General features: G+C 65.0%; 20 protein-coding genes. 11 read left to right on the top strand and 9 right to left on the bottom strand.

Annotation, left to right across the window (positions count from 1 at the left end; translation table 11 throughout):
- Positions 1-15 precede the first annotated feature (15 nt).
- The 4 genes from NX774_RS19375 to lpxC all read left to right on the top strand — a co-directional run bounded on the left by NX774_RS19375 (position 16) and on the right by lpxC (position 2900).
- Positions 16-519 carry a peroxiredoxin gene (locus NX774_RS19375; protein WP_258823918.1) on the top strand — a complete coding sequence of 168 codons (504 nt, stop codon included), beginning with the start codon at positions 16-18 and terminating at the stop codon, positions 517-519.
- Between the two features lie 46 nt (positions 520-565).
- Complete coding sequence (locus tag NX774_RS19380) at positions 566-1015, top strand: GNAT family N-acetyltransferase (protein WP_258823919.1); 450 nt, start codon at positions 566-568, stop codon at positions 1013-1015.
- 35 nt (positions 1016-1050) lie between these two features.
- Positions 1051-1893, top strand: a complete 843-nt coding sequence (locus NX774_RS19385; RefSeq protein ID WP_258824077.1) for a DMT family transporter — start codon at positions 1051-1053, stop codon at positions 1891-1893.
- 71 nt (positions 1894-1964) lie between these two features.
- Positions 1965-2900, top strand: coding sequence for a UDP-3-O-acyl-N-acetylglucosamine deacetylase (gene lpxC, locus NX774_RS19390; RefSeq protein ID WP_258823920.1), 936 nt, complete (start codon positions 1965-1967; stop codon positions 2898-2900).
- Between the two features lie 108 nt (positions 2901-3008).
- Here the strand turns inward: lpxC and NX774_RS19395 are convergent, their stop codons facing one another.
- A complete protein-coding gene (locus NX774_RS19395; RefSeq protein ID WP_258823921.1) occupies positions 3009-3509 on the bottom strand; it encodes a DciA family protein in 501 nt (166 codons plus the stop codon).
- 218 nt (positions 3510-3727) lie between these two features.
- On the opposite strand from NX774_RS19395, the gene secA reads away from it, so the two are divergent.
- Positions 3728-6505 carry a preprotein translocase subunit SecA gene (secA, locus tag NX774_RS19400; RefSeq protein WP_258823922.1) on the top strand — a complete coding sequence of 926 codons (2778 nt, stop codon included), beginning with the start codon at positions 3728-3730 and terminating at the stop codon, positions 6503-6505.
- Positions 6506-6647: 142 nt separating this feature from the next.
- Here the strand turns inward: secA and NX774_RS19405 are convergent, their stop codons facing one another.
- Positions 6648-8321: a tyrosinase family protein gene (locus NX774_RS19405; protein ID WP_258823923.1), complete on the bottom strand. Its 1674-nt coding sequence runs from the start codon at positions 8319-8321 to the stop codon at positions 6648-6650.
- A 157-nt stretch (positions 8322-8478) separates the two neighbouring features.
- The gene (locus tag NX774_RS19410; RefSeq protein ID WP_258823924.1) at positions 8479-9537 is read right to left on the bottom strand and encodes an AI-2E family transporter; all 1059 of its coding nucleotides are present in this window, start codon (positions 9535-9537) and stop codon (positions 8479-8481) included.
- A gap of 183 nt (positions 9538-9720) precedes the next feature.
- Between NX774_RS19410 and argJ the strand changes: the two genes are divergently transcribed.
- From argJ to NX774_RS19430, 4 genes are read left to right on the top strand one after another with little or no spacing between them, the layout of a single operon-like run.
- Complete coding sequence (gene argJ, locus NX774_RS19415; protein ID WP_258823925.1) at positions 9721-10947, top strand: bifunctional glutamate N-acetyltransferase/amino-acid acetyltransferase ArgJ; 1227 nt, start codon at positions 9721-9723, stop codon at positions 10945-10947.
- A 4-nt stretch (positions 10948-10951) separates the two neighbouring features.
- Entirely contained in the window at positions 10952-11842 is an 891-nt protein-coding gene (locus NX774_RS19420) for an ATP-binding protein (RefSeq protein ID WP_258823926.1), read from the top strand.
- Positions 11835-12275 (top strand): NUDIX domain-containing protein, encoded by a 441-nt coding sequence (locus tag NX774_RS19425; protein WP_258823927.1) that lies wholly within the window; start codon positions 11835-11837, stop codon positions 12273-12275. Before NX774_RS19420 ends, NX774_RS19425 begins: the two co-directional genes overlap by 8 nt.
- Positions 12272-13573 carry a D-amino acid dehydrogenase gene (locus NX774_RS19430; RefSeq protein ID WP_258823928.1) on the top strand — a complete coding sequence of 434 codons (1302 nt, stop codon included), beginning with the start codon at positions 12272-12274 and terminating at the stop codon, positions 13571-13573. The genes NX774_RS19425 and NX774_RS19430 overlap by 4 nt, the downstream gene beginning before the upstream one ends.
- Positions 13574-13711: 138 nt before the next feature.
- Here the strand turns inward: NX774_RS19430 and NX774_RS19435 are convergent, their stop codons facing one another.
- The 5 genes from NX774_RS19435 to NX774_RS19455 form a co-directional block, all read right to left on the bottom strand.
- A complete protein-coding gene (locus NX774_RS19435; protein ID WP_258823929.1) occupies positions 13712-14653 on the bottom strand; it encodes a LysR family transcriptional regulator in 942 nt (313 codons plus the stop codon).
- Between the two features lie 238 nt (positions 14654-14891).
- A complete protein-coding gene (gene yacG, locus NX774_RS19440) occupies positions 14892-15074 on the bottom strand; it encodes a DNA gyrase inhibitor YacG (protein WP_258823930.1) in 183 nt (60 codons plus the stop codon).
- 10 nt (positions 15075-15084) lie between these two features.
- Complete coding sequence (gene zapD, locus NX774_RS19445; RefSeq protein ID WP_258823931.1) at positions 15085-15840, bottom strand: cell division protein ZapD; 756 nt, start codon at positions 15838-15840, stop codon at positions 15085-15087.
- A gap of 79 nt (positions 15841-15919) precedes the next feature.
- Positions 15920-16552 (bottom strand): dephospho-CoA kinase, encoded by a 633-nt coding sequence (gene coaE / locus NX774_RS19450; RefSeq protein ID WP_258823932.1) that lies wholly within the window; start codon positions 16550-16552, stop codon positions 15920-15922.
- Between the two features lie 7 nt (positions 16553-16559).
- Complete coding sequence (locus tag NX774_RS19455; RefSeq protein ID WP_258823933.1) at positions 16560-17432, bottom strand: prepilin peptidase; 873 nt, start codon at positions 17430-17432, stop codon at positions 16560-16562.
- A gap of 202 nt (positions 17433-17634) precedes the next feature.
- Between NX774_RS19455 and NX774_RS19460 the strand changes: the two genes are divergently transcribed.
- A complete protein-coding gene (locus NX774_RS19460; protein WP_258823934.1) occupies positions 17635-18135 on the top strand; it encodes a flavin reductase family protein in 501 nt (166 codons plus the stop codon).
- Positions 18136-18150: 15 nt separating this feature from the next.
- Positions 18151-19527, top strand: a complete 1377-nt coding sequence (locus tag NX774_RS19465) for an MBL fold metallo-hydrolase (RefSeq protein ID WP_258823935.1) — start codon at positions 18151-18153, stop codon at positions 19525-19527.
- Between the two features lie 51 nt (positions 19528-19578).
- Here the strand turns inward: NX774_RS19465 and NX774_RS19470 are convergent, their stop codons facing one another.
- The gene (locus NX774_RS19470; protein ID WP_258823936.1) at positions 19579-21216 is read right to left on the bottom strand and encodes a methyl-accepting chemotaxis protein; all 1638 of its coding nucleotides are present in this window, start codon (positions 21214-21216) and stop codon (positions 19579-19581) included.
- Positions 21217-21632: the final 416 nt, after the last annotated feature.

Below are 21632 nucleotides of genomic sequence, written 5' to 3' on the forward strand. Positions count from 1 at the left end.
GACAAGGAGACACTTATGACCATCAAGATTGGCGACCGCCTGCCGGAAGGCACACTGTCCGAATTCATCGAGACCGAAACCGAAGGCTGCAGCCTTGGCCCGAACACCTTCAACGTGGCAGATCTGGTCAAGGGCAAGAAGATTGTGATCTTCGGCCTGCCGGGCGCATTCACCCCCACCTGCTCGGCCAAGCACGTGCCGGGCTACGTGCAGCACGCCGCCGAACTGAAAGCCAAAGGCGTCGATGAAATCTGGTGCATCTCGGTGAACGACGCGTTCGTGATGGGCGCCTGGGGCCGCGAGCAAAAGGCAACCGGGATCGTGCGCATGATGGCGGACGGGAACGCGGCATTTTCGAAGGCGCTTGGCCTGGACGCGGACTTCTCCAAGTTCGGCATGGGCACGCGCTCGCAGCGCTACTCGATGCTGGTCGAGGACGGCGTGGTCAAGCAGCTGAACGTGGAGCAGGGCGGCTTCGAAGTGTCGAACGCCGAGACCATGCTCAAGCAGCTGGGCTGACAGCATGGCGCCGGGCGCAGCCCGGCTTTTGGACTTCTCACCGACGATGATCATCAACGCCGAATCCCCCAACCAGCCGGAAGTGCTGGCGATGCTCGAGCGCCTTGACGCCTATTGCGCGAGCCTGTATCCGGCCGAGAGCAACCACTTGATGGACCTGGCCTCGCTGATGCAGGGCGATGTCTTGTTCCTGGTCGCGCGCGACATCGATGGCGCGGCGGTCGGTTGCGGCGCGCTGGTCAATCGCGGTGGGTACGGCGAGATCAAGCGTATGTATGTGGACGAGCAGCGGCGCGGCCTGGGCACGGGCCGCCAGCTGGTCGAGCAGATCGTGCTGTTCGCCTCGATGGCCGGGCTGCGCGAGCTGAAGCTCGAGACTGGCATCCGCCAGGGCGAGGCGATCAGGTTGTATGAGCGGTGTGGCTTTGCGCGCTGCGAACCGTTTGGCGGCTATGCCCCGGATCCGCTCTCCGTCTTCATGGAACGGCGGCTGTGAACCGCCGCGAATCGAACCTGCGCAGCATCTACGCGATGCTGGTGGCCGTTGCCATGTTCTCGGTGATGGATACCACCATGAAGGTGCTGGCCGGGCACTTTCCAGCCATGCAGGTGGCGGCGCTGCGTTCGATCGCATCGCTGCCGCTGGTGTTCGCGTGGGTCGGCTGGCGCGGCGCGTTCGGCTCGGCCCTGCGCGTGAACTGGAAGCTGCAGGTGCTGCGCGCCGCCCTTGGCATCGTGATGCTGGCGCTGTTCGCGTTCGGGGTCAAGCAGCTGTCGCTCGCATCGGCCTACACGATCTTCTTCATCGGGCCGATCCTGATCACCGCGCTGTCGGTCTTCATCCTCAAGGAGAAGGTCGAGACGGCGCGCTGGATCGCCATCGGCACCGGCATGATCGGCGTGCTGGTCGTGCTGCGGCCCGACGGCTCGGGATTCCTGAGCATCGGCGGGCTGGCCATCTTGGCCGCGGCCGTGATGTACGCGGTGTCCGCGATTGCCGCGCGCCTCCTGGCGCGCACCGATCGCGCCGAGCACATGATGCTCTGGCTGATGCTCATGATGGCAATCGGCGCCTCGGTGCTTGCGCTGCCGGGCTGGATCCCGGTCGCTGCCTCGCACCTGCCGGTCCTGTGCACGCTCGCGGTCAGCGGCTTCTTCGCCCAGCTCGCCATCAACGAGGCGTTCAGCCACGGCGAGGCCTCGGTCGTGGCGCCGTTCGAATATTCGGCGCTGGCGTGGGGCGTGGCGATCGATTGGCTGCTCTGGCACACGCTGCCGGACCGGTACACAATGATCGGCGCGGCGATCATCATTGGCAGCGGCTTGTACCTGATTCGCCACGAGCGGGTGCATGCCGAGGCCGAGCATCCATAAAAAGCGTCGCATCGGCGCTACCGCCGAGGCCGGGCCGGGCGACATAGCCGACGCTACGATATAATCGGCCAATGCTCAAACAACGAACCGTCAAACAGGTAGTGCGCACCACTGGCGTGGGCCTGCACTCGGGTACCAAGGTCGAGCTGACCTTGCGTCCGGCCCCGGTCGACACCGGCATCGTGTTCCGCCGTGTCGATCTCGACCCGGTGGTCGAATTCCCCGCCAGCGCCGAAGTGGTCGGCGACACCCGCATGGCCTCGGTCCTGGTGCGGGACGGCGCGCGCGTTTCCACCGTCGAGCACCTGATGTCCGCCTGCGCGGGCCTTGGCATCGACAACCTGTACGTGGACGTGTCGGCCGAAGAGATCCCGATCATGGACGGTTCGGCATCCTCGTTCGTGTTCCTGCTGCAGCAGGCCGGCGTGCAGGAGCAGGCGGCGCCCAAGAAGTTCATCCGCGTGCTCAAGGACGTCGAGGTGCGCCAGGGCAGCGGCGCCAACGAGAAGTGGGCGCGCCTGTCGCCGTACGACGGCTTCAAGCTCGACTTTTTCATCGAATTCAACCATCCGGCAGTGGACGGCACCTCGCAGCGTGCCAGTGTCGATTTCGGCACCGTCTCGTACGTGCACGACGTGGCGCGCGCCCGCACCTTCGGCTTCATGCAGGACGTGGAAAGCCTGCGCGGCATGGGCCTGGCCCGCGGCGGCTCGCTCGAGAACGCCATCGTCATGGACGAGTACCGCATCCTCAACGCCGACGGCCTGCGCTACGACGACGAGTTCGTGCGCCACAAGATCCTCGACGCGATCGGCGACCTGTACCTGGTGGGCTACCCGCTGCTGGCCCATTACACCGCGCACAAGTCCGGCCACGCGCTCAACAACGACCTGCTGCGCGCCCTGCTGGCCGACCGCGAGGCCTACGAAATCGTCTCGTTCGACGCGCCGGGCACGGCGCCGGTGTCCTATGTGCGCCAGATGGCGCGCGAGTGGGCGCTGACCTGAGCCCGCTCTGGTAGGGTGGGCAGGTCTCCTGCCCACGCGTTCAGGCACACGGCGCGTCAACGCAGCTTCTGTTTGGACGCGTGGGCAGAATCTGCCCACCCTACGAAATCAACCCTGCTGCTTGCGCTTGGCCGCCAGCGACTTGATCGCCGCGATCAGGTCCGCATTTTGCGCCGTCTGCGGCAGCGCATCGCCCAGATCCTCAAACGCCTGCACCGCCGTCGGCGGCAGTTCGAGCGTGCGCATCTTCATCTGTTCCGGAACCGGGCGCGTCACCTGGACCTTCAGCTTGATCGAGTCCACCTGCCAGCCGCGCTGCAGCAGCCCGTTCTGCAGCTTGAGCGTCTGCTGCTTGAGCCGCGCCGCCAGTGCCGAACTGGGCACGGCCAGCACCAGCGCGCCCTCCTGGAACGAGAGCACGTCGCACGCCGAGAACATCGCCGGCAGCAGGGCCGCGCAGTCGCTCTGCAGGCGCGCCATGCGCATGGCGGCCGGCAGCAGGGCGGCCATCCTGTCGTTCGCGCGCAGGAACTCGGTGGCGCCGAAGGATGTCTTGTTGGTCCGGGTGCCATAAATGTGGACCGGACGGGCATTGTGGGAGAACTGCATCCCGTCAACATACCACAGCCGGGACCGTCTGGCAGCACCGGCTGGCAGGGCAGTTCAGTTTGATAACTTTCTTTGACCCCAAGTACTTGTTATCCCGGCTGTAGTCCCCAAGTGTGGCGACGCCGCATGCTAAAATCAACGGTTTGCGGCCACAGGCGGTCTTCGAGTGATATCATTTTGATATCTATCCCGGCGCGTATTTTTGAAGAATTCCAAGCATGTCATTACTGACCCAGATTTTCGGTAGTCGCAACCAGCGGCTGCTCAAGCAATACCAAAAGACGGTGCGCCAGATTAACGGGCTCGAGCCGCAGATGGAAAAGCTTTCCGACGCCGAGCTGCAGGCCAAGACGCCTGAATTCAAAGCGCGCCTGGCCAACGGCGAAACGCTCGATGACATCCTGCCCGAAGCGTTCGCGGTGTGCCGCGAGGCCGCCAAGCGCGTGTTCAAGATGCGCCACTTCGACGTGCAGCTGATCGGCGGCATGGTCCTGCACTACGGCAAGATCGCTGAGATGGGCACTGGCGAGGGCAAGACCCTGATGGCAACACTGCCCGTGTACCTGAACGCGCTGGCCGGCAAGGGCGTGCACGTGGTGACGGTCAACGACTACCTGGCCCAGCGCGACGCCGAATGGATGGGCCGCCTGTACGGCTGGCTGGGCCTGTCGACCGGTATCAACCTGTCGCAGATGGACCACGACACCAAGCAGCAAGCCTACGCGTCGGACATCACCTACGGCACCAACAACGAATACGGTTTCGACTACCTGCGCGACAACATGGTCTACGACGCGCGCGAGCGCGTGCAGCGTGGCCTGAACTTCGCCGTGGTCGACGAAGTGGACTCGATCCTGATCGACGAGGCGCGCACCCCGCTGATCATCTCCGGCCAGGCCGAGAACCACACCGACCTGTACTACAAGATGAACGAACTCCCGCCGCTGCTGGAAGAGCAGATCGGCGAGGAGACCCCGGACGGCAAGGGCAAGGTTGAAAAGCCGGGCGACTACGTCAAGGACGAAAAAGCGCACACCGTGCTGCTGACCGAGGCTGGCCACGAAAAGGCCGAGCAGATCCTGACCCGCATGGGCCTGCTGCCGGAAGGCGCGTCGCTGTACGACGCCGCCAACATCACCCTGATCCACCACCTGTACGCCGCGCTGCGCGCGCACAAGCTGTACCACAAGGACCAGCACTACGTGGTGCAGAACGACGAAGTGGTGATCGTCGACGAATTCACCGGCCGCCTGATGACGGGCCGCCGCTGGTCCGACGGCCTGCACCAGGCAGTCGAGGCCAAGGAAGGTGTGCGCATCCAGAACGAGAACCAGACCCTGGCCTCGATCACCTTCCAGAACTACTTCCGCATGTACTCCAAGCTGTCGGGCATGACCGGTACCGCGGACACCGAAGCCTACGAATTCCAGGAGATCTATGGCCTGGAAACCGTGGTCGTGCCGCCGAACCGCCCGAGCCAGCGCAAGGACCGCCAGGACCAGGTGTACAAGTCGGCCGAGGAAAAGTACCAGGCGATGGTGAACGACATCCGCGACTGCTACGAGCGCGGCCAGCCGGTGCTGGTCGGTACCACCTCGATCGAGAACTCCGAGCTCCTCTCGGGCATCCTGAACAAGGCCAAGCTGCCGCACAACGTGCTCAACGCGAAGCAGCACGCGCGCGAAGCGGAGATCGTGGCGCAGGCGGGCCGTCCGAAGATGATCACCATCGCCACCAACATGGCTGGCCGTGGTACGGACATCGTCCTGGGCGGTAACGTCGAAAAGCAGATCCAGTTCATCGAAGCGAACCCGGACATGTCGCCGGAGCAGAAGGCACAGGAGTCGCAAAAGCTGCGCGACGAATGGCAGTCGCTGCACGACCACGTGGTGGCGCAGGGCGGCCTGCACATCATCGGCACCGAGCGCCACGAGTCGCGCCGGGTGGACAACCAGCTGCGTGGCCGTGCCGGCCGCCAGGGCGACCCGGGCTCGTCGCGCTTCTACCTGTCGCTGGACGACCCGCTCCTGCGCATCTTCGCGGGCGATCGCGTGCGCGCGATCATGGAACGCCTGAAGATGCCGGAAGGCGAGCCGATCGAGGCGGGCATCGTGACCCGTTCGATCGAATCGGCGCAGCGCAAGGTCGAGGCCCGCAACTTCGACATCCGCAAGCAGCTGCTCGAATACGACGACGTCGCCAACGACCAGCGCAAGGTGATCTACACCCAGCGTAATGAACTGCTGGAAGCGGCCGACATCTCCGAGCTGATCGCCTCGCTGCGCACTGGCGTGTTCACCGACGTGGTGCGCGAATACGTGCCGGCCGAGTCGGTGGAAGAGCAGTGGGACATCAAGAGCCTGGAGCAAGTGCTGGCCAACGACTGGGGCCTGAACGTGCCGCTGTCGCAGCTGCTGCAGGACGAGCCGAACCTGAACGACGACGACATCCTCGAGCGCGTGCTGGCCGCCGCCGAAGAGTCGTACAGCGCCAAGGTCGCGATCGTCGGCCAGGAAGCGTTCGGCGGCTTCGAGCGCAACGTCATGCTGCAAAGCGTGGACAGCCACTGGCGCGAGCACCTGGCCGCGCTGGACCATCTGCGCCAGGGCATCCACCTGCGCGGCTATGCACAGAAGAACCCGAAGCAGGAGTACAAGCGCGAGGCGTTCGAGCTGTTCGGGAACATGCTGGACATGATCAAGAACGAAGTGATCCGCATGGTCATGACGGTGCGCATCCAGACCCGCGAGGAAGTCGAAGCGGCCGAGGCGGCGATGGCGGCCCAGGTGGCACACCTGGAGAACGTCAACTACCAGCACTCCGAGTTCAACCCGGCCGCCGCACCGGAAGAGCTGATGGCGCCGGTGGCGGCCGGCGTGCCCGATCCAGTGGGCAGCGACGCCAACAGCTACATGGGTGTCAAGGTTGGCCGCAACGACCCGTGCCCTTGTGGCAGCGGCAAGAAGTTCAAGCAGTGCCACGGCAAGCTGGCTTGATCCGCTAGCAGGGCAAAGCAAAAACGGCAGGTTGCGACCTGCCGTTTTTTTTTCGGCTTCCGTGACAACGTAGGGTGGGCAGGTCTCCCTGCCCACGCGTTCAGTCAGTGCCGGCGTGATCCGGTATCGTGCGCGCCCACAATCAGTACACCTCCACGTTCACCGCCAGCAGCTCCACAGCGCCCCCATGGTCCATGCCCTCGTGTGCCGCATGCATCGGCACGATGCGCAGACGCACGTTGCCATCCGCCGCCACCTGGCCGAGCTTCTGCCCGAGAGGTATCACGTACGACAGCGCCGCGCCGTGCGCGTGGTGGCCGAACATGGCGATCGCGCCCACGTAGAACGGGCTGGCCGCATCCACCTGTGACAGGTCCTCGGGACCGTTGACGACGATGACATAGTCGTTGTGTTCCGAATGCGGGAAGTTCAGCGTCAGGTTCGCGACCAGTACGCTGCCCGCGGCCGTGGCCTGCTCGATGGTGCCGGCCGGGAGCTGCACAAGACCACTGGCTGCTTGTCCGCCCCGGCCCAGCCGGTCGACGACTTTGCCGCTGAACACGCGCCGCGCAGCCAGCCGGCCTTTCGGCTTGCCCTTCGCTTGCGCGACCACATCCTCGCCCGACCCGGGCTCATAGTCGTAGTTGAAGGCCTCCATCGCCTCGTAGTCGCCGCCGCGCGTCTTCGCCACCGGCGCGCCCTTGCTGTCCACAAAGAACAGCATCGGCTCGCTGGCCCAGCGGAAGTAATCGGTGTTCTTTTCCTCGGGCGATTTCTGGTCGTCCGGCAGGTCGGTCCGCAATTCTGAACCGGCGGGCAATGTCGGCAGGCCAAGTGCCTGTTGCTTGCGCGTCCACACGTCCCACAGGCGGTCCATGTTGCCGTGGTGCAGGAAGAAGATCGGGTCGACCGGCGACAGCATGTCCGTCATGAAGCCCATGGCATCGACAAAATTGCAGTCGCGCGAGCCGACGCAGCGGTGCACCAGGTTGTGCGGCTGGGCTTCGAGGATGCCGAAGCCGGCCATGGCGCTGTGGTTCGGCGCCTTGAAACTGCCAAAGGCGGGAAAGTCCTGCGCCGCGAGCGCCGCGTGAACGGTCCCGATCGACACCGCGGCCGCCGTCATCGGCGAAAACTCGGGATGCTCGCGCCGCAGCCCGCGCGCGCCCGGCTGGTCGTAGAACAGGCGGCCGGACGGGTCGGTGACGATGTCGAACATCAGATCGGGGTCGAAGCGCATCCGGCGCATCAGGAGCTGGCCGTATTGCGAGCGTGTCTGGAACACGCCGCCCGGCGAGGTCCAGTAGCCGGAGTTTTCGATCGCGCGCTTGAGGCGCGCTTCGAAGTCGGGCGCGGTCGGGATGTAGGCGCTGTGGTTCGGGTCGAGCACGTCGTCGAACATGCCGTCGGGCACCTTTGGCTCCGCGGTCCAGTCCCAGTACGGCAGTGCGAACTGGGGATCGCCGCTCAGTTCACGGCAGATCTGCTCGAACCAGCCGAGGTAGCCGCGATGCCAGGGCAGGAACCACCAGTTGCCGTGCGGGCAGTCCACCGTGTGGACGATCGCGTGGCGATACCAGTTGCGTGGATCTTCCGGCGGCAATGCGAGCATCGCCCGGACTGCTTTCGCGTAGCTCTTAAGCATGCGCGGTCCGTGCGGACCGGTCGCGTTGTAGCGCCGGTAGCGCACGCCATTGGCCACCGGCTGTCCCATCGATGAGGCCAGCGGAAGCATGCTGGCACAGAGGGCGATACCAGTTTTCTTCAGCGCATCGCGGCGCGACACGCTCAACACATTGCTCGGCGTTTTGATCATGGGTTGCTCCATTTGAGTGCAGGGCTGGGATACGAGCTCAGCCTAGCGTGCGCGGGCGAGTCGTCCGTGCCAAAGCTCAAACGGCCCGATCAGCAAGGCCAAGGTTTGGTGTCGCACCTGCGGAAATGTCGCTAAGGATTTCCCGAGGTCAGCAGTTTCAGCGCGCCGGGTGGCGGAACATCTTTTCCTCGTGCCACAGGGTCACGAACAGCGTCATCACCACCGGACCCACAAACAGTCCGATCAGCCCGAGCGTCTCCACGCCGCCGAGAATGCCCAGCAGCACGGCCAGGAACGGCAGCTTGGTCGCGTTGCCGATCATCGTTGGACGCACGAAATGGTCGGCCACGAACAACACGACTGCACCCCAGGCGATGATGGCCGCGGCGCCGACGGTGTTGCCGTTGTAGAACAGCAGCGCCGCCACGCTGCCGAATGCGAGCGGCGCGCCAAACGGGATGATCGCGAGCACGCCGGTGGCCGCCGTCCATAGTACCGCGGACGGCACCCCGGCAAATTCGTACGCGATTCCGAGCAGGATGCCTTCGGCCAGCCCAACCAGCACCAGGCCGTTCACGGTGGCGCGAATCGCGATTGGCACGCGGTTCGAATACAGCGCCCAGCGCTGGTTGCCGATCAGGTGGTTGCCGATTGCGTCCAGCTGCGACAGCAGGGCCGCACCGTCCTTGTAGAAGAAGAACAGGCACAGGAAGGCGAACAGCACGTCGATCATGCGGTGCATGACGCCACTGCCGAAAGTGCGCAGCACCTCGCTCGCGGTATGCATGCGCGTGACCGAGCCGTCGGTGAGCAGGTGCGTCAGGCCGTGCGGCTGGCTGAGCGTGGTCTGCCACCAATCCAGGACGGCATTGCCGATCAGGGGAATGCGCACCAGCCAGTCCGGCGCGGCCAGTCCTTCGTTGTTGGCGCTGGCCACCAGCGCGGCCAGCGCCGGCGCCTGTTTGGCGGCCTGCATGATGCCCAAGGCGAGCGGCGTGATGAACACGACCGCACACATCACCGTAACCACGAGCGCGGCGCCGATCTCGCGCCCTCCCAGCGAGCGCAGCGCCCGTTTGTACAACGGCCAGGTCGCAATCGCCAGGATGGCGGCCCACAGCAAGGGCAGCACGAAACGCTGGGTCACGAAAATGGCAAAGCCGATGATCGCGAGCGAAAAGACGGCACTGAGCACACTGCGTTGGGTTTCGGACATCCGGTTCTCCATGCGAAAGGCTGCAGGCATTATAAAGATTTCATGTCCTGGTGGCCCTTGTTAAGCCATTAGCTCAGGTTAAGCGCGACCGCACAATCGCTATTGCCGGGAAAAGCTGCACGGCTCTCATTGTTTCGTGGTGGCGGTACAATATCGGATTTCCTATATCCACCTGAGAACGCCATGGCCGTCAATTCTCCCCTGCCTGTCGCGGCAGACCTGAAACCTGTCAACGGTATTGAACTGGGCTTTGCGCAAGCCGGCATCAAGAAGCCGAACCGCAAGGATGTGCTGGTGATGAAGCTGGCCGAAGGCGCCACCGTCGCCGGCGTCTTCACCAAGAACCGCTTCTGCGCCGCCCCGGTCCTGGTGAGCAGGGAGCATCTTGCGGCCGGCAAGCCGATCCGCGCACTGGTGGTCAACACCGGCAACGCCAACGCCGGCACCGGCGAGCCGGGCCTGGCCAATGCGCGCCAGACCTGCGCCGAAGTGGCCAAACTGCTCGGGCTGGACGCGCAGCAGGTGCTGCCGTTTTCGACCGGCGTGATCCTCGAGCCGCTGCCGGTAGAGAAAATCATCGCCGGCCTGCCCGCGGCCGTGGCCAACCTCAAGGCGGACAACTGGTTCAACGCCGCCGAGTCGATCATGACCACCGACACGCAGCCCAAGGCCGCATCGGCCACCGTGACCATCGGCGGCCACACGGTCACCATGACCGGCATCAGCAAAGGCGCCGGCATGATCCGTCCGAACATGGCCACCATGCTGGGCTTCTTGGCGATCGACGCCAAGGTGGCGCAGCCGGTGCTGAACGAACTGGTCAAGCACGCGGCCGACGATTCGTTCAACTGCATCACCATCGACGGCGACACCTCGACCAACGACTCGTTCATCGTCATGGCCACCGGCGCCGGCGCGCTGGAAGTGAACAGCCTCGATACGCCCGAATACGCGGCGCTGCGCGATGCCGTCACCGAGATCTCGCGCAACCTGGCGCACCAGATCATTCGCGATGGCGAAGGCGCCACCAAGTTCATCACCGTGACCGTGGATGGCGGCCGCAACGTGGAGGAGTGCCGCACGGTGGCCTACGCGATTGCCCACTCGCCGCTGATCAAGACCGCGTTCTTCGCATCCGACCCGAACCTGGGCCGCATCCTGTGCGCGATCGGCTACGCCGGCATCGACGACCTCGACACTTCCAAACTCGACCTGTACCTGGACGACGTGCTGGTGGTGAAGGCCGGTGGCCGCAACCCGGGCTACCAGGAAGAAGACGGCCAGCGCGTGATGAACAAGCCGGAGATCCTGGTCAACGTGAAGCTCGCGCGCGGCGACGCCAGCGCAACCGTCTGGACCTGCGACCTGTCGCACGACTACGTGAGCATCAACGCCGACTACCGCTCGTAATCCCATGTCCCAGCTCGAACAGTTCCTGCAGCGCGCCGAGGCCATGCTGGCGCGCGTGGAGGCGATGCTGCCACCGCCGGTGCCGCGCGAGCCGGACTGGAAGCGCAGCGTTGCCTTCCGCTGGCGCAAGCGCGCGAGCGGCGGCGGCAAGTACCTGCAGCCGGTGCTGCATGCCTCCACCATCCGGCTCGACGACCTGCAGCACGTGCAAGCGCAGAAGCAGGCGATCGAGCAGAACACCCGCCAGTTCGTGCGCAAGAAGCCGGCCAACAACGTGCTGCTGACCGGCGCGCGCGGCACCGGCAAGTCTTCGCTCATCAAGGCCTGCCTGAACCAGTTCGCCGATGACGGCCTGCGCCTGATCGAGGTGGACAAGGCCGACCTGGCCGACCTGCCGGACATCGTGGACCTGGTGGCCGGCCGGCCGGAGCGCTTCGTGATCTTCTGCGACGACCTGTCGTTCGAAGAAGGCGAGGCTGGCTACAAGGCGCTCAAGGTGGCGCTCGATGGCAGCATCGCCGCGCAGTCGGACAACGTGCTGATCTACGCAACCTCGAACCGGCGCCACCTGATGCCGGAGAAGATGTCGGACAACGCCGGCTACACGCACGGCGACGATGGCGACCTGCATCCCGGCGAAACCGTGGAAGAGAAGATCTCGCTGTCCGAGCGCTTTGGGCTGTGGGTGTCGTTCTACTCGTTCAAGCAGGACGATTACCTCGACATCGTGGCGCACTGGCTGGGCAGCTTCGGCTGCACGCCGCAGCAGATCGAGGGCGCGCGCGCCGACGCGCTGCGCTGGGCCCTGCAGCGCGGTTCGCGCTCGGGCCGGGTGGCCTGGCAGTTCGCCAAGGACTATGCCGGCAAACTGGCGGACGGGCAGGCCGATGGTTGAAGCGAAGCGGCCGGTCGATGTCGCGGTCGGCATCCTGTTGCGTCCCAACGGCGATGTGCTGCTCGGCCAGCGGCCGGACGGCAAGCCGTACGCCGGCTACTGGGAATTCCCGGGCGGGAAAGTGGAGCCGGGCGAGGACATCCTGGCCGCGCTCAAGCGCGAATTCGTCGAGGAGCTCGGCATCGAGGTCATCTCGGCCGAAGAGTGGTGCGGCGTCGAATACGTATATCCGCATGCGCACGTGCGCCTGCATTTTTTCATCAGCCGCGAATGGCGCGGCGAACCGCAAAGCCTGGAAGGCCAGGCCTTTGCGTGGCAGGGGCAAGTGGCGGTGACCCCGCTGCTTCCCGCAACCATCCCCTTGCTTGAATGGCTCGATCAGCTGCGCTATGCAAGGCAGGCAGTTAACCAATCTGTTGAAGGACCGCTGTGAAAATCATCGTTTTGGGTAGTGGCGTCATCGGCACGACTTCCGCGTATTACCTGGCGAAGGCTGGCCACGAGGTGACCGTCATCGATCGCCAGCCGGCTGCCGGCATGGAGACCAGTTATGGCAACGCCGGCGAAATCTCGCCGGGCTATGCGACGCCGTGGGCCGGCCCCGGCGTGCCGGCCAAGGCCGTGAAGTGGCTGCTGATGAAGCACAGCCCGCTGGTGGTGCGCGCCAGGTTCGATCCGGACATGTGGAGCTGGATGCTGCAGATGCTCGCCAACTGCAACCACAAGAGCTACGAGATCAACAAGCGCCGCATGGTGCGCATCGCCGAGTACAGCCGCGACGTGCTCAAGCAGCTGCGCGCGGACACGGGCATCACCTACGACGATCGTGCGATGGGCACGCTGCAGCTGTTCCGCACCCAGAAGCAGCTCGATGCCGCCGCCACCGACATCGCCGTGCTGCAGCAGTCGGGCGTGCCGTACAACGTGCTCGACCCGAAGGGTTGCGAGCTGGCCGAGCCGGCGCTGGCCAAAGTGCGCGGCAGCTTTGTCGGCGGCCTGCAGCTGCCGGGCGACGAGACTGGCGACTGCTTCAAGTTCACCCAGAAGCTGGCCGAGATGGCCAAGGAGCTGGGCGTCACGTTCCGCCACGAGGTCACCATCGAGAACCTGGTCACCGAAGGCGACAGGATCGTCGGCGTGAAGACCTCGAAAGGGGAGCTCAAGGCCGACCACTACGTGCTGGCGCTGGGCAGCTATTCGCCCTTCCTGCTGCGCCGGATCGGCATCAAGATCCCGGTGTACCCGGTCAAGGGCTACTCGATCACGGTGCCGATTCTTGACGCCAGCGGCGCGCCGGAATCGACGGTGATGGACGAGACCTACAAGGTGGCGATCACGCGCCTGGGCGACCGCATCCGCGTGGGTGGCACGGCCGAGCTGACCGGCTTTGACCTGACCCTGCGCCAGGCCCGCCGCGAGACGCTGGAGCACTCGGTGACCTCGCTGTTCCCGCAAGGCGGCGACGTGTCCAAGGCCGAGTTCTGGTGCGGCCTGCGCCCGAATACGCCGGACGGCACGCCGATCGTCGGCCCCACGCCGTACCGCAACCTGTTCCTCAACACCGGCCACGGCACGCTGGGCTGGACCATGTCCTGCGGCTCGGCGCGCGTGACGGCCGACATCCTGTCGGGCCGCCAGCCGGACATCTCGCTCGAAGGCCTGTTCATGGACCGCTACGGCAGCATCAACAAGCCGGTGCAGGTGCCGAGCGGGATCGTGGTCGCGGCGTAAGCAGCACTGCTAAAGAAAGCACGTCGTCCCCGCGAAGGCGGGGACCCATGCTGAGCCAGTAAACACGCGATCAGCTGGTCTGGTGCTGCAAACGGTCCATGGGTCCCCGCCTGCGCGGGGACGACGTAGCAGGGGGGCTCAGTCGTGCTCCGACACCGCCGGAATGCGCGTGACCGTCTCGCGCACCCACTTGTGCACCGGATGGCGCATGTCGCGCTCGTGCCAGAGCATGTCCACGTACACGATGGGCAGCTGGAACGGCAGCACTTTCACCTCCAGCTGGTCGGCGAAGTTCGACGCCTCGATCAGGTGATGCGGCACCACCGCGATCAGGTCGCTGCACGCGACCATGTGGAAGGCCGTGGAAAACTGGTTCACCGTCAGCGCGATGCGGCGCGACTTGCCCAGCGTGGCCAGCACGTCGTCCGCCGGCCCGGACGGGCTGCCGGAAAAGCTCACCAGCAGGTGCAGCGCCTCGCAGTAGCGGTCGATCGTCAGTTCCTGGTCCGCCAGCGGATGCCCCTTGCGCATGATGCACATCGGCTCGCCGCTGTACAGGCGCAGGTGGTGCAGCGTCACGTCGCGCTGCTGGCCTTCGCGCAGCTGCGCCACAATGCCGGGGAAGGAGCCGACCGCAAGGTCGGCGTCGGCGTTGAGCAGCATCGGCCGCGGGTCGCGTCCGGGCAGCGGGATCATGCGGATGTCGATGCCCGGCGCCTGCTTGCGAATGCGCTCCATCAGCTGCGGCAGCAGCAGGTTGGCGGTGGAGTCGGCCATCGCGATGCGCAGGCTGGCCTTGGCGGTGGAGATGTCGAAGTGCTCCGGCGCCAGCACGTTTTCCAGGCTGGCCAGCGCGGCGCGCACCGTGGGCCACAGTTCTTCGGCGCGCGGGGTCGGCTTCATGCCGCGCGCGGTGCGCACCAGGATGTCGTCGTTGGCTGCTTCGCGCAGGCGCTTGAGTGCGTTCGAAACGGCCGGCTGGGTGGTGGACAAGCGCTCGGCGGCGCGAGTGATGTTTTGCTCGGTCATGACCGCATCGAAAATGCGGAGCAGGTTCAGGTCGAACGTCTGGAAGTTCATCGATAAAGATCCCGGCCGGTGAAAGACTATCCTTGGATTGAATAGCGCGGACGACCAATGATGTGGTCGCTGGCAGCCCGTCTCATTATGATGACTCCGGCGACTTTTAACAAATGCGCTGGAATCATGTGGATATGCGATTCGCGCGCGGTGCTGGCGTTGCTTGAACGCGTGGGCAGGGAGAGGCTGGGCAGTGCCCAGCCGAGCGCCCACCCTACCGAAGCCGGGTGGAACGGGCTTACTCGTCCGCCAGCGGATCGTCCTGCTTGTCGGTGGGATTGGCAGCGGGGATGGTGTACTTTTCCTCGGCCCAGGCGCCAAGGTCGATCTGCTTGCAGCGTTCGGAGCAGAACGGGCGGTATTTGTTCTTTTCCGTCCACTCGACCTTGTTGCCGCAGGTCGGGCAGGAGACAACGGTCATCGCAAAAACCTCAGAAGTTGCAGAGCGTGAGCTCGAACGGCACGTCTTCTTCCAGCGACTTGGGCTTCAGGTCGCCGCCCTGGGTGGTAAAGCGCACCCACAGCATGTACTTGTTCGCCGAAATCTCGGGAATCGCGCCCAGCGTTTCGTCCAGCGACAGCCGCAGCATCTGGTATACCTTGCCCTGCAGCATTTGCTGGTAGCTGCCGGCCACCGCGATCATCTTGACCGGACGGCCCGAGTCGCGCAGCAGGCGCAGCACCAGGCCGAGCGCGTCGAACAGCGGGGTCAGCGGCGCGAACCAGTTCATGATGTCCTGGAAGCGCTGCTCGGCCGGGCGCTTTTGCCATGCGTAGTAAGAGGGTAGATCAAATTCGCAGGCGCCGCCGGGGATGATCGTGCGGCCCCGGATGCTCATCAGCCATTCGTTGTCGCGCACGTTCTGGCCGGTCTTGCCTTGGGCGTTGACCAGCGCGCTGCTGACCGCGTCCAGCTCGGCCAGCACGGCGTCCAGCGCCTCGGTGGCCACGTTCGGGTTGCTGCGGTAGGAAAGCAGGCTCTGCTTCTGGCGCTCCAGCTCCTGCAGCAGGTCGGATTTGAGGTCGGCTCGTCCAGCCACTTCCAGCATGTCGAAGATCGTCGACAGCGCCACGTGATGCTGCATCGCGTGCTCTTGATGCACGAAGAACTTGAACTTCTCGTACAGGTCTTCCAGCCGCAACAACGTGCGAATGCGCTCGTTGAAAGGGTATTCGTAGACGATCAAAATAACATTCCTCTGAATGTAGGCTGGCGAGCAACCCCGTGATTCTGAACCAAGCGGCGCAAAATTACAAACTCTGACGTTACATTGTTGCCATTCTGGCTGCCTGGGCCAGGTAGAACGCGTGTGCGCGCTCGATCTGGGGGGCCAGCAGCTCCATTCCATCGTCGTTCAGGATGACGTCGTCGGCCGCATCCAGCCGCTGTTGCCGGCTCGCCTGCGCCGCCATGATGGCCCGCACCTGGCCCTCCGGCAGGCGGCTGCGCGCCATCACCCGCTGCACCTGCAGCTCCTCGGGGCAGTCGATCACCAGGATGCGGCTGACGCGCCCGGCCCACGTGCCGGACTCGATCAGCAGCGGCACCACGAACATGACGTAAGGGCCGGTGGCGATCGCAGCCGCCGCAATGGTCGCTTCGCGGATCTTCGGGTGCAGGATCGCTTCCAGGCGCGTGCGTGCGCCCGGGTCGGTAAATACGAGGTTGCGCATCCGGGCGCGGTCGAGGGCGCCGTCGGCGGTGGCGAATTCCTGTCCGAACTCGGCCAGCAGGGCGGGCATGGCGGCGCCGTGCGGCGCGGTGAGGGCGTGGGCGATCTGGTCGGTGTCGATGACCGAGGCGCCGCGGGCGGCAAACTGGTCGGCCACGGTGGTCTTGCCGCAGCCGATGCCGCCGGTCAGGCCGACGGTGAACAGTTTTCCTTGGCCAGGTTCCATTGACGGTTCAGGCACCCAACAGGGTCTGCGTATAGCGCGCGATCGGGCCGCCGTACAGCAGGGCGATCAGGCCCGCCGCCGCCAGGTAGGGGCCGAACGGGATCGGCTTGTCGCGCCCACGTTTGGCAAAGACGATCAGGCTGATGCCGACCAGCGCGCCCACCACCGACGACAGCAGGATGATGGTCGGCAGCGCCTTCCAGCCCAGCCAGGCGCCCAGCGCCGCGAGCAGCTTGAAGTCACCATAGCCCATTCCTTCCTTGCCCGTCGCAAGCTTGAAGAGCCAGTACACCGACCACAGCGCCAGGTAACCGGCCGCCGCGCCGATCACCGCATCGGCCAGCGGCACGAAGGTGCCATTCAGGTTCAGCAGCAGCCCGGCCCACAGCAGCGGGTAGGTCAGGTCGTCCGGCAGCAACTGGGTGTCGTAGTCGATGAAGGTCATCGCCACCAGCAGGTAGGTAAACAGCAGGGTGGCCAGGCCCATCCAGCCGCTGCCGAAGGTCCACACCATCAGCCCCGACAGCAGCCCGGTGAGCAGCTCGATCGCCGGGTAGCGCGCCGAAATCGGGGCCTTGCAGGCGCTGCACTTGCCGCGCAGGACCAGCCAGCTGATGACCGGGATGTTTTCCAGCGCCGTGATCTGGTGGCCGCAATGCGGGCAGCGCGAGCGCGGCACCATCAAATTGAAGCGGTCGGTGTGCGGCAGCTCCTTGCCCATCTCGTGCGCGACGTAGTTGTCCGACTCGCGCTGCATCATCACCGGGATGCGGTGGATCACCACGTTCAGGAAACTGCCGATCAACAGTCCCAGCACCACCGCGGCGATGGTCGGCGCAAGCGAGGTGGGCGCGGCGAAGAGTAGCGATTCCGGTGGCATACGGCTCCAGTCTGGTCGAGAAATAATTCTTGTAATCAATCTTATTGTAGGGGGTTTTGGCTGGTTTGGCGAAGCCGGGTTTAGCGGGCTCATCCTTGTTGAGCGGGCGCCGCCGACAGATCGAACCCGTTTGTCCGAGATCAGCCGTACCGGCGCCCGGCCCCGCTACGCTGCACTCATGCCAACTGCATCGGGGCGGTCCATGACTACGTTAGCAGGGGAGGCACTGGCTCCCGATTTCGATACCGATTATTTCCGCGCCGCGCTGTCGCAGTTTGCGACCGGCATCACGGTGGTGATGACCCGCGCACCGGACGGCAACCTGCACGGGCTGACCGTCAATTCGTTCAACTCCGTCTCGCTGCAGCCGCCGCTGGTGCTGTGGAGCCTGGCCAACACGGCGCGCAGCATGGCCGCCTTCAGCACCGCATCGCACTACACCGTCAACGTGCTGGCCGCCAGCCAGCTCGACCTGGCGCTGCGTTTTTCGCGCAACGTGGGCAACCGCTTCGAGGCGCTCGACTACCTGTGTTCCGACAAGGGCATGCCCATCTTGCCCGGCGTGGCCGCGTGGTTCGAGTGCCGCAACCGCAGCCGCTACCTGGAGGGCGACCACGTCATCTTCGTCGGCCAGGTCGAGCGCTGCCACGTCAACCCGACCAAGCCGCTCGGCTTTCACGGCGGTAAATTCATCGCCATCTGACCCTGGGACGCCATCATGCAACGAAATCGCCTCAGCTTCGTCAACCACGCCAGCTTCATCGTCGAAAACGACAGCGCCCTGTTGCTGGTCGATCCATGGCTGGAAGGCCCGGCCTTCAACAACGGCTGGAGCCTGCTCGACCAGTCCACCAGCAGCGAGGCGCTCATCGCGCGCCTGAACAAGGCGGGCCTGCCGGTCTTCATCTGGTTTTCGCACGAGCACCCGGACCATTTCTCGATACCTTTCCTCAAGAAATTCAAGGAACAGTTCCGCGGCATCGCCACCTTCCTGTTCCAGCACACGCTGGACAAGCGCGTGGTCGGCTACCTGCGCAAGAACGGCCTGGACGTGGCCGAGTGCAAAGAAGGCGTGGCGGTCGCGCTCGGGCACGACATGCGGATCACAGTGTTCCCGTTCAGCGATGGCGACTCCTGGTGCCTGATCAACAGCGGCGGGCGCACCATCGTCAACCTGAACGACTGCGCGCTGACCACCGACAAGCACTGCCGGGCCGTCAAGTCCAGGCTGGATGCGCTGGCGCCGCGGGTGGATTATCTGTTCACGCAGTTCGGGTATGCCAATTGGGTCGGCAATCCGGGGCAGTCCAGCCTGCACCGCGCTGCCGCGCGCGAAAAGATCGGCCGGATCGCGCTGCAGCTGGAGCACCTCAAGCCCAGGGTGACCGTGCCGTTTGCCTCGTTCGTGTATTTCAGCGCAACGGACAACGCCTACCTGAACGAGCAGCAGAACACGCCGCAGGACATCGTGGCCGCGCCTGCGCTGTCGCGCTGGTCGCACACGATCCGGTTCCTACGGCCGGGCAGCACGGTGGACCTGGACAGCGACAGCGCGGCCAGCCTCACGCGCGAGCACGAGCTGGCGCTGGCGCACTGGACCGGGCGGCTTGACCAGCGCACGCGCCTGCTGCCGGCGGCGCCCGAAGTGCCGCTGGCCGACATCAAGTCTGCCTTCCTCAAGTATCGATCGTCGATGGCCGAAAGCCTGCACGGGCTGCCGGCGGCGCTGGAATTTGCGCGGCGCATCCAGCCGCTGGTGATCCATGTGTCCGACCTGCAGCAGACGGTGCAGGTCTCGTACCGGCAGGGGTGGAAGGTGTTGCAGCGCGACGCGGCCTTCCACGTGGCGATGAGCTCGAATAACGCCGCCTTCCTGTTCAAGAACGAATACGGCTTCGACACGACCCAGGTGAACGGGCGCTTTCGCACCGCGCATGCGCAGGCGCTGGGCGTGTTCAGCCGCTTCTTCCTGCCGCAGCGAATGGCAAAGAACGGCTACGACCGGCGCCGGCCGCTGCACACCGTGCGCTACCTCGCGCGCAACGCGCTGGCGCGGGCCGGGCGCCAGTTGCAGACGGCCTTGCGGCTGTCCTGAGTTAAGGTTCGCCGCGCGCGGAGCACGGCGTCACGGCAAAGCGCGCGCGGCTCAGGCAGCCTTGCGCTGGTCTGCCGCGCCGTCCGGCGCCGTGTTGCCTGCGCTGGCCCGCTGCGGCATGTCGAGCACCTGCCCCTCGGCCGCCTGGTGCAGACGGAAGCAGGCGGCCAGGCGCGCCAGCTCCTCGGCCAGGCTGCGCATCTGGGCCGAGGATGCCGCCGCCTGTTCCACCAGCGCGGCGTTCTGCTGGGTCGCGCCGTCCATCTGGATGATGGCCTGGTTGACCTGCTCGATGCCTTGGCTCTGCTCACGGCTGGCGCTGCAGATGTCGCTCATGTAGAGCGCGACGCGCTCGACCTGGCCGACGATCTGCTCCATCGTCTGGCCGGCCTGCTCGACCGAGCTTGCGCCATCGTCCACGTGCCCCGAGGCGTCGCGGATCAGGTGCTTGATTTCCTTGGCCGCGGTCGCCGAGCGCTGTGCCAGGTTGCGCACTTCGGCGGCCACGACCGCGAAACCACGGCCTTGTTCGCCCGCGCGTGCCGCCTCCACCGAGGCATTGAGCGCCAGGATGTTGGTCTGGAACGCGATATCGTCCACCACCGAGATGATCTCTTCGATCCGGCGCGAGCTTTCGCGGATCAGCTGCATCTTGTTGACCACTTCGCTCACGGCCTGGCCGCCTTTGCCCGCCATCTGCGCGGCGGTGGCGATCTCGGCTTGCGCGCGGTGCGCATTGTCCTCGTTGCCCTTGACGGTGGAAGTGAGCTGGTTCATCGACGCAGCCGTCTCTTCCAGCGCTGCCGCCTGCCCCTCGGTGCGCGCGGCCAGGTCGGCATTGCCCGAGGCGATGCCGGCGGTACCTTGTGCCACCACCAAGGTCGCTTCCCGGATCTGCCCGATCAGCACCTTGACGTTGGTTTGCAGCACCCGCAGCGTTTCGGCCAGCTGTCCCGCCTCGTCCTTGCCATCGACGCGGATGTGGCCGGCCATGTCGCCACTGCTCATCCGTGCCACGTCCTCGCGCAGGCTTTGCAGCGGCCGCAGCACGGCGCGCACCAGCAATGCGGCGGACACGGCGCAGATGGTGATGCCCAGCACGCCGGCAACGCGCAGGCCAGTGCCGGCGCCGTCCGACAGCACGCTTGGCACAAACATCGCTCCCAGCAGCAGATGTGGGGCCATGATCTTGGCGCGGACCGACCACTGCCCCAGCCGCGACAGCGGGGTGCGCCAGCTGCGCCGGATCACGGCGCCCTCGCGTATCAGGATGTCTTCGCTGCCGGCGTTGATTGCGTGGTAGATCTGCTGCGCGGCCTCGACCTGTTCACGCGCCGGCTTGCTGCGGATCGAGGTGTAACCGACGAGCTGGCCGTTTTCGTACAGCGGCGCCGCGTTCGCCTGCACCCAATAGAAGTTCCCGTTCTTGCAGCGGTTTTTCACCAGGCCCGACCACGCCTTGCCGGATTTCAACGTCGCCCACATGTCCGCGAACGCCGCGGGCGGCATGTCCGGGTGGCGCACCAGGTTGTGCGGAGACCCGAGCAACTCTTCGGCGGAAAAGCCGGAAATGTCGATGAACTCCTGGTTGGCGTAGGTGATTTTTCCCTTGAGATCAGTCTTGCTGACAATTGTCTCGTGATCTTTCAGGACGTACTCAACGTCTGTCACTGGCAGGTTGCGTCGCATGGCTTCCTCTTAAACCTTGTGTGGCACGGCATGCTGAACGGCAGCATTCGAATGGCCGCGAGGTTAGCAGCGCTGCAACTTGTGTGTACTTGATGTCCATCAAATAGGTACCAAAAGTACCCACGGGAAACAGCCCGGGAAGCGCACCGCTTGGGTGCGTTTGCCGGGCCGCTGAGGAAGCAGGAGAAGAAAAAGGGGAGCGTTGGAACCCAGCATATCTCGCACTAACATTCATATATCTCTAGAGGATTTTCCTGCCTCTTCTCACGCAGGCGGCAGTACTTTTTCTCATAAACTTCCGAGTTCTTACAAATAGCGAACCAGGAGAGGCTAGCTAGATGTGATGTTGCAAGACATCGTTGACGCGCGCTCGAGCATGGACGTCCAGTTGCCGGCGGCCAGTAGGGAGCTGTCTT

Origin of the sequence: Massilia agilis (genome assembly GCF_024756255.1) — a bacterium.
Classification (GTDB): Bacteria; Pseudomonadota; Gammaproteobacteria; order Burkholderiales; family Burkholderiaceae_D; genus Telluria; species Telluria agilis.

Coding starts and splice junctions, on each gene's coding strand:
- NX774_RS19375 (WP_258823918.1), top strand. CDS start 16: ATGACCATCAAGATTGGCGACCGCCTGCCGGAAGGCACACTGTCCGAA.
- NX774_RS19380 (WP_258823919.1), top strand. CDS start 566: ATGATCATCAACGCCGAATCCCCCAACCAGCCGGAAGTGCTGGCGATG.
- NX774_RS19385 (WP_258824077.1), top strand. CDS start 1,051: ATGCTGGTGGCCGTTGCCATGTTCTCGGTGATGGATACCACCATGAAG.
- lpxC (WP_258823920.1), top strand. CDS start 1,965: ATGCTCAAACAACGAACCGTCAAACAGGTAGTGCGCACCACTGGCGTG.
- NX774_RS19395 (WP_258823921.1), bottom strand. CDS start 3,509: ATGCAGTTCTCCCACAATGCCCGTCCGGTCCACATTTATGGCACCCGG.
- secA (WP_258823922.1), top strand. CDS start 3,728: ATGTCATTACTGACCCAGATTTTCGGTAGTCGCAACCAGCGGCTGCTC.
- NX774_RS19405 (WP_258823923.1), bottom strand. CDS start 8,321: ATGATCAAAACGCCGAGCAATGTGTTGAGCGTGTCGCGCCGCGATGCG.
- NX774_RS19410 (WP_258823924.1), bottom strand. CDS start 9,537: ATGTCCGAAACCCAACGCAGTGTGCTCAGTGCCGTCTTTTCGCTCGCG.
- argJ (WP_258823925.1), top strand. CDS start 9,721: ATGGCCGTCAATTCTCCCCTGCCTGTCGCGGCAGACCTGAAACCTGTC.
- NX774_RS19420 (WP_258823926.1), top strand. CDS start 10,952: ATGTCCCAGCTCGAACAGTTCCTGCAGCGCGCCGAGGCCATGCTGGCG.
- NX774_RS19425 (WP_258823927.1), top strand. CDS start 11,835: ATGGTTGAAGCGAAGCGGCCGGTCGATGTCGCGGTCGGCATCCTGTTG.
- NX774_RS19435 (WP_258823929.1), bottom strand. CDS start 14,653: ATGAACTTCCAGACGTTCGACCTGAACCTGCTCCGCATTTTCGATGCG.
- yacG (WP_258823930.1), bottom strand. CDS start 15,074: ATGACCGTTGTCTCCTGCCCGACCTGCGGCAACAAGGTCGAGTGGACG.
- coaE (WP_258823932.1), bottom strand. CDS start 16,552: ATGGAACCTGGCCAAGGAAAACTGTTCACCGTCGGCCTGACCGGCGGC.
- NX774_RS19455 (WP_258823933.1), bottom strand. CDS start 17,432: ATGCCACCGGAATCGCTACTCTTCGCCGCGCCCACCTCGCTTGCGCCG.
- NX774_RS19460 (WP_258823934.1), top strand. CDS start 17,635: ATGACTACGTTAGCAGGGGAGGCACTGGCTCCCGATTTCGATACCGAT.
- NX774_RS19465 (WP_258823935.1), top strand. CDS start 18,151: ATGCAACGAAATCGCCTCAGCTTCGTCAACCACGCCAGCTTCATCGTC.
- NX774_RS19470 (WP_258823936.1), bottom strand. CDS start 21,216: ATGCGACGCAACCTGCCAGTGACAGACGTTGAGTACGTCCTGAAAGAT.